The sequence below is a fragment of the Oleiphilus sp. HI0123 genome (assembly GCF_001635315.1).
Window position 1 is genome coordinate 1 of the sequence record NZ_LWGE01001282.1, and the last position, 5,629, is coordinate 5,629.

The 5,629-nt window shown below is 40.5% G+C and carries 7 protein-coding genes; all 7 read right to left on the bottom strand.

Annotated elements, in window-relative coordinates:
- On the bottom strand, positions 1–3,073 hold a 3,073-nt coding region (locus A3761_RS15320; protein ID WP_068750444.1), incomplete at its 3' end, for an AAA domain-containing protein.
- A 16-nt stretch (positions 3,074–3,089) separates the two neighbouring features.
- Positions 3,090–3,242 (bottom strand): hypothetical protein, encoded by a 153-nt coding sequence (locus A3761_RS26300; RefSeq protein ID WP_156490693.1) that lies wholly within the window; start codon positions 3,240–3,242, stop codon positions 3,090–3,092.
- 128 nt (positions 3,243–3,370) lie between these two features.
- The gene (locus tag A3761_RS15325) at positions 3,371–3,934 is read right to left on the bottom strand and encodes a 3'-5' exonuclease (RefSeq protein WP_068511970.1); all 564 of its coding nucleotides are present in this window, start codon (positions 3,932–3,934) and stop codon (positions 3,371–3,373) included.
- 111 nt (positions 3,935–4,045) lie between these two features.
- On the bottom strand, positions 4,046–4,333 hold the full coding sequence (locus tag A3761_RS15330; RefSeq protein WP_068511967.1) for a hypothetical protein: 288 nt from the start codon (positions 4,331–4,333) through the stop codon (positions 4,046–4,048).
- A gap of 58 nt (positions 4,334–4,391) precedes the next feature.
- Positions 4,392–4,985, bottom strand: a complete 594-nt coding sequence (locus A3761_RS15335; RefSeq protein WP_068511966.1) for a hypothetical protein — start codon at positions 4,983–4,985, stop codon at positions 4,392–4,394.
- Between the two features lie 75 nt (positions 4,986–5,060).
- Positions 5,061–5,270: a hypothetical protein gene (locus tag A3761_RS15340; protein ID WP_068508084.1), complete on the bottom strand. Its 210-nt coding sequence runs from the start codon at positions 5,268–5,270 to the stop codon at positions 5,061–5,063.
- A 10-nt stretch (positions 5,271–5,280) separates the two neighbouring features.
- A partial coding sequence (locus A3761_RS27780; RefSeq protein WP_068750446.1) for a hypothetical protein occupies positions 5,281–5,629 on the bottom strand: 349 nt, incomplete at its 5' end.

Consider the following 5,629-nt stretch of genomic DNA (forward strand, 5'->3'; position numbering starts at 1 on the left):
CAGGTTTCTCATCAATACTTACAACCGTCCAACCTTGTTTTGTGAATAACTCTTCGCCCTCATCCATTTGGTAGTCGATTAACAACGCTACTTTATAACTCTCCCAAGCAAGCTCTGATTCACATAAAATTTCCCCGTTGCCATCACACAGCTCATAACCCACTGTAGGAACATCAACACAAGCCTGAGACTCTAAATAATCTACTAGGTCCATAACTACTTCATCCGCGTAGCGTTTGACCCTTTCCCAATCAGAGTTTTTACTATTGGTACTATTATCTTGGGAGTCACTAACAGTTTGCCTTTTGGCAGCTCGCTCAAGTGCAGCGACTATGCGTTCCTTTTCGTCACACTCATTGGTTTTTAGCCTTAACAACCTTAATCCAATATTCTGCAGAACCTGGTTCTTCAACGTGTCTCGCCCGCGCTGTTCAGCATTATTTTCGTGAAACTCGAAGCCATCAACCTCGATTGCCAAAACAGGGCTCTTATCGATTCGCGAATAAATCAAGAAATCTACATGCGACCAAGGATTCTTCACAAATTTACTTTGTTCATAAGTTAGCTCTGACGTATCTTTTACAATGTCATTTAGCTGAACATGAAGCACATAATCTAAATCTTGGAAAGCCTCTAAGGATAAGACCTCTCTCAAGAGAACATCTATGAGATTTTCTGAATGGTAAATGGAAACTTTGTTATGTCGGGCTAAAAACTCTCGACGCTGCACGCTTTGTTCTGAATAGAGCATATCAAAAACAGATGACTTTTTACTTGGTATCAGCGCCTTGCCCATCGTTTGATAATTGATATAACGCACCAAGGCTCCAATATTCGAGTTATTATCGTTAAAGATCTTATTCCCCGTCACTAACACAAACTGGTCAACTGCTCTAGACACGGCAACGTTAACGGTATCAGCACGATCAATAAAGTCATTTATCGAGTTAGCTACCGTTGAGAACACGATAACTTGTTTCTCACGACCTTGGTATTTGAAGACTGTATCAGTGTCCATATTCTCATCATCTAAACACTTCCTAGTTTGCTCAATATGCTTTCTATAAGGAGCGATTATCCCAATTTCATCTGAATCTTGTGTCGCTAATCGAGGTTCAGTCAGCACCTCATCCTTAATAACTGAGATCTCTCTTTCACTAAACAGCCCCGGTTCATCAAACAACTTCCTTGCGTGATTTCCGGCCACAAGCGGAAAAACCAGGAACGGGTCTTTCCTCTCACCTTCTTCGGTCATAATTAACAGCTGATCGTTGTAGAACTGTTTATTACAAAACCCAATAATCGCTGGATGACACCTATAGTGCTCTCTTAACATCGTTTTAGGTAATCGATCGCCATAAGTCTTGAGCAACGAAGACATTATGCTGTTGTCGTAAAAGTTATAATGCTCTTCAACCGGATATTCATCTTCTACTTCGGCTTTCTGGTCAAGAGCGGCCTCTGATGCAAAATTGGATATTTGCTTTAGATCGCCCACGACCACAAGACGTTTGCAGCATGACAACGAAATTGCAGCAGTTACCAGATCTACCTGAGAGGCTTCATCAATTATTAGATAATCCAGAAGTGTCCCACGATCCACGCACCCTCTGAGCGAATGGGTAGCACTTAATATGAGTGGGTGCTGTTTAAGAAACGTTTCGTAATCATTACGATAATCTTCTTTAGTAAACTTTTCAGGATTTAGCCCATATCGATTTAGCGCAATTGAATGCTTAAACAACTCAAGAGAAAGTTCTTTCGAGCTCTTCATTAAACTCTTACTTTCTATCCCTTCAAGCTTTTTCTCAAGCGAAGAAATACTCTCTGTTAGTTCTATAACTTTGGTATCGAAGTAGTCTTTCTCTAGATCTGAAATTAGCTCCGCGCTGCATTGTGATACTTGCTTAAAGTTAGAGATACCGAATCTAAAATATACTTTTATCGCAGACCAAATAAGTGCTAGCTTACTTTTCTTTTTCCCAAATATAAGCGACTGCTTGAAGGCTAAAATATCCGCTGCGGTATACTTCCTACGGGAAGTCAGTTTTGCATACACATTTTTGGCATCGGGATATTTGCTCTCGAAATGCTGTTTCTCTAGGTCAAAATCCAGTTTCTTTTGCTTGATTTCTGCTAGTTCATTCTCCAGCACGAGCACCTCTTCCAGCTTTGTGGAGATCATTTTAAAATGAGCCTCCTTAGCAGCAAGAACATCAGTCGTTATTACCCAGCCTTGTTTTTGAGGCTCTACAAATTCCTTCGAAAAGAATGCTGTCTTTCTACCATCATTACCAAGCGCTGCTGTAAGAAAGCCAAATCCGTTAGCTTCAAGCTTTTCAGCGACATTATCCGTAGCTGAGTTATTTCCGGAAACTACTCCTACGGTCTGCCCTTCACTTACTGCATTAGCAATAATATTTAGAATGGTTTGTGTCTTACCTGTTCCTGGAGGGCCTTCAATCACACTAATCTGGTTTGTCAGTGCATTTTCAACAGCACTTTTCTGCGAAGGATTAAGCCCAAAGGGAAACAATACCTTCTTGGGTAATTCGAACCGTTGCCCAAGCTCACCAGCCAGGTACTTAGCCAGTGCAGATTCAGTTTCGACACCGCCTAAATTTTTGTAGTAGTTTTCGAGATACTGATTAGGCTCTTTACCCTCTTCCTTTATTTCGAAACAACGAGATAGCCTTTTGAGATATTCGAAACGTTTGTTCACTCGTTCATCTGATCTTTTGTCCTTTATGAAACTGACGTCACGCCTCAGCGCCACTACATTGGCGCCTTTTTCTGGAACAAATCGATACCACTCCCCAGCCTGCTGTGCTGAAACGAATTTTCGTGGCCTGGCACCCTTTATCGATACGAGTTTGTAAGAAACATCGAACTCTTTAAGGATTCTTTCATAGGCAAGGTTCTTATTCTTCTTTGCATACTTATACTGTCTGTCTTTACCTTCAAATTGCACATAAAAATAAGCATCATCTTGATCAATTGATATAACGTTATCAGTAATGTCTTTAGCATTCGCATTATCAACACTAACGATTAAGTTTGTTTTCTCATCCATAATACTTCTTACATCCTTACTTCTGATCGAGTTGCTCGGCAATCAAAAGGGTATTTTCAGCCCTTCTTTTTTTGTTGCTTTCGCTTTTAGCGAGGTACTTCCTTCCCCAGTAAGCCCCTTTAGCTTTTTTGGAGCCAACATGCTCGGTTTTCTTAGCTACATTTGCCATTGCTTGCCCTTATATTGCACCGCTAATTTTATTAACTTGATAATTAACATTCAGAATTTTGGTTCTAATTTGAGAACCATGCATTGTTTCTGTCTCTCTAAATCTCAAAACGCATCACAAGCTCAACGTTATGACATATAAAGCTTTTGCTGTTCAGCTACTATCGTAAGTAGATCAAATGTTAAGTTAGCGTCAGATAAGGCTCGGTGAGCATTACCAACGCGCTCAATACCTTGTTGTTTTGCCGCATTTTCAAGCGATTGAGCAGCTTTTTTGTCTCTGTATCGAACACGTGCGCCAAAGTAATTTGCATACCATTCTGCTACGCACACAGCACTAAAGCTTGGAATTGGATAATTAAAGGTTTCAAAACTTCTAACCAAGATCTCTGCATCGAAGCGAGCGTTATACATAAATACTATCCTTCCATTAATTAACGCATAAACTTCCTCCATCACGTCATTCCACAAAGGTTTATCCCCTAGTTCACCTTCTGAAATGCCATGAACTGCAAATGCACTATCAGTTATTGGCACGGTCGCTTTTATTAATTTATCAAATACAACCTGGCCATTTTTATCAATAATCGATAGTTCTATAATCTGATCGTTATTTCCTAATCCCGTTGCTTCAACATCTAGTATTAGATAATCCGAATCAAGCAGGTTTAAATCAAAGTCTTCGTATTTCATAATAAATTCATCCCCTAAGAACCTAATTAGTATTTGCTTAATGAGTTCTATAATAGGGATGTAGAGCAACCTTTCTCAGGGACAATAGAGGGACATTCTCCGTATCGCTTTTTACCCCCCAATTAAACTCAGTCGCTTATCAGTAAGCACACAAAGCACCCCGCCCGTTGTATGCATAACCTGATGATTAAAGTCACAGTACGCTCCAGCAATATTCAAAGGTAGCTGTTCATTACCAAAGAAATTTGGGGCGAAATACATGAGTTCACCAGCTTTACATTGCATAGCTTCTGCATCACTGGAAGCGTGACAAAGCTTGCTTTGGTTTACCTCGGCTCCGTGCTTACACCCAGCAAGCAGCCCTAAAGATATTACGCATACAATTAGTGCTTTTTTCATTTATGAATTTCCTTTTCAATAGTTAATTTGAATTTGTGATAGAACTAAAGCTCACAAATCAGTCGCAAGCCTTGGCTCCAATCAATTGATAAAGATCTGCGAGCCCTTCGACAGAGGCTTCATATGAAGACCTAAGTTCCGCGTTATTCTGAACAAACCGGTTATCACTCAGGGATCTTTGAAGCTGATCCAATATCTGATAGGTTCGATCTAATGCTTCATGGACCACAAACTCGTCATTCCGACTCCCTGCATCTACGTTGTCTTGATTGAGTTTTCGGTAAATTGCGTAGATTGCATCTTCACTCATCTCTGAGCTATCCAAGCCAAAGGACTGAGTAAGGAATAACTGTCGCGGCTCCCCCTCCAAACGATCAGCTAGACGAACAATAAGTTCTTGTGTCCCTATCTCAGGTATTGCTATACATGGGTTTGACTTTGCGTATGACATCTTAAGTACTGCAAACTCCTTTTTGTTTGTTGCTACTTCATAAGTTTCACGACTTATATCTCGTTCGTTTATCAAGCAGCAGCTGCTAACCGGCCTTAATGCTGGCAAACCATCTAACGTATTCTGCGGTTCATCGAATACATATATCTCTTTCTCCAAGTCTAGCTTTTGCATCTGCGCCAACAGTTCTCTTATTTTCATTTCTATATCCCATTAATCTATTTGGACGAAACAACGAGCCCTAAGAAAAGCTCGTTATTACTTTTATCCTGCAACCTATTGAGCTACGTTCCTTGCAGATAAGCTAAACCACAAACCGAACAGCGCAAGCCATACCATCGTCATTCCCATTCCCTTAACCAAAGTCGCTTGCAAGGTAAACTCTCCGCCATAAACGATTCCCATCGTTGATAGCCAAAAGTTAATACCCGCGAATACCATCAGAGCAGACCAGGCATACAAAAGATACTTTGATACTTTTTTCATAACTGCCTCCTTATAGCTGTGATGACTCGTTTGATTGCTTTCGTCGTCTTTCGGCTTCGCTCTGTGAATTAAAAGTACGCATAAAATCATCACGAATGTAGTTCATAGACATCGTAAAACTCATGTGTGGCGCATCTAGGGTGATTTCCGTTTCACCATCGCGATAAGTAGCGCTCTTGTTCCCAACAAACGGGATTTTCTCGCTCACTTTCTGATACTTGCCTCCGATCGCACTCTTTAGATAATTAAACTTAGATTTTGGAAAATCAGTTAACACCGCAACCAATACACCTTTTCTATCAAAAATCGTTGTGACTTCTTGTAGCCCGTCAAAATCAATACTTGAAGGAGGTACTGAA